Here is a 4,299-nt window from a genome sequence, read left to right as displayed (position 1 = left end):
GAGAAGACAGGATACATCAATAAAACGGGTGATGTCGTCATTCCACCACTTTTTGACTTCGCTTCAGATTTTTACGAAGGAACAGCCTATGTTGTTGTGGGGGAACGGTATGGGATCATAAACAAACGTGGTGAATATATTATTGAACCGAAATATACGGGAACCGATACCCAGTCTGCTGAACAGAAGTTAATTAGATTTCGATTGGGGGAAAAAAACATCTATGTGGATCGGCACACGGGAGACGAGATTTTTCAGTTCGACTATCTATAAGCCTTTATGAATAATTCAAAAGATGATGGTACAGATGAAAAGTGAATAATGACTTACCACTTTCCACATGTGAGCTAATACTCCATGGGGTTCTTTTTTATTAAGAGAGGTTATCTTCCCGGACCTGAAGAAAATTTCGTATACCTATAATAGCCTGTACCTTCGGGAAACGATGACCGATCCGTTCGGCTATATGAATGTATACACCTGGAGTCTTAAACTGCCATTTGGCAGTGTCGAGATGAACATTTTCTCAGTGGAAAGGTCATAATTGAGTTAAATACAGAGGATTGTATCCCCATTCATGAATAATGTAGTAATTTAGAAGTATACAGATAGAAGGAATATACGAAAAAATTAATATATTAAGTGAATGGAGCTATTGCTGGGCCAGGAGTAAACTTTGGTAATGGAATGATATTTTCAGGAACAGTATCTCTATTAGAATCGACAGAAGAGATTTTAATTGATAAGTGGTATGAAGCAAATGTTGAGATGAATACAATTGAAAAGAAGCGATGCAAGCTATTGTTGGTCTCGTGAAAAATGGTAATCTATTTCATATCCAAACTGGGAGTCAGAAGATAGGCAAGGGTAGAATAATTGATTATTTATACTATGTTGGTTTGTAAAATGAAATGTGACCCTATGGAATTTGCCTTGTACAATAAAGAATAAGGATTGGTGATGAGTGAGAAAGAAGTGGTCGTTTAGGGCTAGCCTAAAGGACAGGTGATACTGCTTACTTGTAAAGAAGAATATAATTCCAGAAAAAATTGTGGTGGTGAAATAGGATGGACCAAAAAATTATAGCACGAATTAATTGGGTTCCTACTGAGCAAGGAGGAAAGAAAAGATTCCCGTTGATTGAATATTCAACTGCGGCGCAGTTTCTTGTTGATGAAGTTGGACAGGGGTGGAGCGTTGTATTAAAAATAGTTTCTAATCATGATAACTATGAAACGATTTGTGACTTCAGCTTCTTATTTCCTGATCGAGCACCCAAAAGATTGCTTTTTGTAGGAAGTAAATTTGAACTGTACGAATCAAAAAAAGTTGCAGATGGAGAAATTATTGAATGCTAAAGGCGGGTAGTTAAACGGTGTTCACCGAGCTCACCAAGCAAATCAATCACCCTAACATATTTTCACAAAAACGGTTTACATATAGAGTAGGGATATCGTATATTTATCTCGAGCATTATTTTGTATGAACGCAACATTTTGTCCTATGACCACAAATATTTTTTTTGTCATATATTTTGCGTCGGGCAAACTTAATTTCCTTAATACAAGAGTGGGTGGTGTTTATGATGGAGAATGATCCGAAGCGTCTGGTAACGAGGCGGCAAGTGTTGAAATGGGGAGCTGCAGGCACGCTGGGGATTCTGGGAACAACAATGCTTAACCCGGCAACGTGGTTCGCGAAGCCTGCAAGTGCAGCGAATAATCATGAGGGGCATTCAGCTGCGCCACAGCAGAAGCAGCATCAAATGATGGCGCATGGATATGATCCTGGCACTGAGCTTACGAGCGGCCTAAGAGAAGCGATTAAAGCGCTGACGGCCTTCAATTACGGCAAAGTCAGTACCCGGCCAGACGGGAAAACGGTGCGAGAGTATGAGCTAGTAGCCATGGATACTGAGGTGGAGATTGCGAAAGGGATCAAGTTCCCTGGCTGGGCATATAACGGAACGATTCCGGGGCCGACGATCCGCTGCACGGAAGGCGACATCGTTCGGGTTAAATTCTGGAACGGATCTACTCATCCGCATTCGATTCATTTTCACGGCATACATTCCCCTAAGATGGATGGTCTTGAGCCTGTCCTTCCAGGGACGGAATTTATATATGAATTTGAAGCCAAGCCAGCCGGCATGCACGTCTATCACTGCCATATTCCACCCCTTGCGAAGCATATTCATAAGGGATTGTACGGCAATTTCATTATCGATCCCAAGAAACCGCGAAAACCTGCCAAAGAATTCAACATGGTCATGAACGGTTTCGATCTGGATCTCGATGGCGCCAATGAGGTGTACACCGTCAACGGCTACGCATTTGCATTTCAAGCCTTTCCGATTCAGGTTAAGGTCGGTGAATTGGTACGAGTTTACTTAAGCAATCTGACCGAATTTGATTTGATCAATTCGTTCCACCTTCATGCGAACATCTTCCATTATTACGAGGTAGGCGCAGATCCGGAGGCTCGTCCGGTTATAACGGATACGATTATGCAGTGCCAAGGACAGCGGGGCATTCTCGAAATGGTATTCCCGGAGCCTGGCAAATATATGTTTCACGCTCATCAGAGCGAGTTTGCCGAACTCGGCTGGATGGGGTTCTTCGAGGCCAAGGCATAAGGAAAGGAAGGGGGGAGAGGCAGCATGGAAATTAATATAGAGCCGGTCAAGTCAAAATCTTCGAAGTCGAAGGCGGTATGGGTGTGGGGAGTGATCCCCATAGTTCTGCTCATAGTTATCATTTCTGTAATTGCCAATTTGGGCACAGGCATTAAGGATGAACCTGTAGCGCCCATCGAAGTACTGGATATTCAGCGGATTATTTTAACGGAAGAGGGCTTCACGGTCAGCGTGCTTAACACAGGCCCGGAAGACGTGACCATTGCCCAGGTCGTGGTGAATGACGCATTCTGGAATGCGGATTTCAACCCTGGCCCAACAATCGAAAGATTCGGACAAACCGAGATAAAAATTCCATACGGTTGGGTAGAAGCGGATCCCTATACGATTGTCCTCATTACAACGAACGGTCTGCTGTTCACGGGCGAGGTTCCGGTAGCTGCGCTGACACCTCCGTTGGATACGGGCCGTTTCCTGCAATACGCATTAATTGGATTCTATGTCGGGATCGTGCCCGTTGGACTTGGTCTGCTCTGGTTTCCATTCATGCGGAGATTCTCTGAGAGAGGGATTCAAGCTGTAATGGCCCTTACGGTCGGCTTGTTATTCTTCCTCGTCATTGACACCTTTCAAGAAGGCTTTGAATTAGGGGCTGAGGCTCCGGGTGTGTTCCAGGGTACGGGACTTGTATGGTTTGCGGCGCTGCTAAGCTTTCTATTCCTGCTGGCGGTGGATCAGGCGAACGAGAAGAGGGGCCGTGTCTCGGGTACAAGAGTGGCTTATAAAATGGCAGGGGGGATCGGGCTCCATAACTTGGGCGAGGGTCTGGCAATCGGAGCTGCTTTCGCTTCAGGGGAGGCGGCACTGGGAACCTTCCTCATTATCGGATTTACGCTGCACAACATCACGGAAGGCGTAGGGATTGCTGCTCCGCTGTTAAGGGATCGGCCTACATGGAGAACCTTTCTGGCCCTGGCAGTCCTGGCAGGCGGTCCGGCAATCATCGGGACATGGATCGGCGGATTCGTATTCAACCCGACCCTTGCTGCAATATTCTTCGGAATTGGAGCAGGCGCTATCCTTCAAGTCATCTATGTCATTGGCAAAATGATCGTGCGCGAAGCGGGCAAATCAGGCTCGCCAGCCGTATCCTGGCCTAACTTCACAGGACTGGCGCTAGGCATTCTGATTATGTATGCGACAGCGATATTGGTAAACTAAATTCGGGGTGTCCAGAAAGTGGTTTTTGGAAACCTCAGTTCCCACGCGAAACATGCGAAACCGCAGTTTTTTCCTCGTTTATGACCTGAAAAAGGTGAAATGCCTGCCAGAGTGCAGGTATTTCACCTTCGTTTTCCCTTAACGGCCGATTTTTTCTCACATTCATGCCTGATCGCAGGAATTTTACCATTATGGCGTCTTGCAACCGAAATTCATGCACATTCGCAGGTTTCTTACTCCGTCACTCCACCTTCAAACCGCTTGGAGAAGGGGGTGTCCAGAAAGTGGTTTGATGATTTCAGAGTCCCCCATATATAATGAAACCAGCTAATGTTTGTCAAGCATTGATGACTTGGAATTTGAGAAAAATGGTGCTATACTTTTTGTACATGCCAAAGAACCTCCGGTGGTGCGGAGGGTATTGGTTAAATATGGAATTATGT

Annotated in this window: 4 protein-coding genes; all 4 read left to right on the top strand. The window is 45.2% G+C overall.

Annotation, left to right across the window (positions count from 1 at the left end):
* Window positions 1-273, top strand: a 273-nt coding sequence (locus K0T92_RS24350; RefSeq protein ID WP_219875226.1) for a WG repeat-containing protein, incomplete at its 5' end; no start/stop codon positions are given.
* Window positions 274-1,067: 794 nt separating this feature from the next.
* Window positions 1,068-1,358 carry a hypothetical protein gene (locus K0T92_RS24345; RefSeq protein WP_219875225.1) on the top strand — a complete coding sequence of 97 codons (291 nt, stop codon included), beginning with the start codon at window positions 1,068-1,070 and terminating at the stop codon, window positions 1,356-1,358.
* A 224-nt stretch (window positions 1,359-1,582) separates the two neighbouring features.
* Window positions 1,583-2,635 carry a multicopper oxidase domain-containing protein gene (locus K0T92_RS24340; protein ID WP_246628410.1) on the top strand — a complete coding sequence of 351 codons (1,053 nt, stop codon included), beginning with the start codon at window positions 1,583-1,585 and terminating at the stop codon, window positions 2,633-2,635.
* Window positions 2,636-2,659: 24 nt separating this feature from the next.
* On the top strand, window positions 2,660-3,856 hold the full coding sequence (locus tag K0T92_RS24335; protein ID WP_219875224.1) for a ZIP family metal transporter: 1,197 nt from the start codon (window positions 2,660-2,662) through the stop codon (window positions 3,854-3,856).
* Window positions 3,857-4,299 lie beyond the last annotated feature (443 nt).

Source organism: Paenibacillus oenotherae, assembly GCF_019443105.1.
Classification (GTDB): Bacteria; Bacillota; Bacilli; order Paenibacillales; family Paenibacillaceae; genus Paenibacillus_Z; species Paenibacillus_Z oenotherae.
This window is presented reverse-complemented; position numbering and strand designations above follow the sequence as displayed.

Bases quoted from the DNA above. Each gene is read 5' to 3' on its own strand.
- K0T92_RS24335 (WP_219875224.1), top strand. From the start codon at position 2,660: ATGGAAATTAATATAGAGCCGGTCAAGTCAAAATCTTCGAAGTCGAAG.
- K0T92_RS24340 (WP_246628410.1), top strand. From the start codon at position 1,583: ATGATGGAGAATGATCCGAAGCGTCTGGTAACGAGGCGGCAAGTGTTG.
- K0T92_RS24345 (WP_219875225.1), top strand. From the start codon at position 1,068: ATGGACCAAAAAATTATAGCACGAATTAATTGGGTTCCTACTGAGCAA.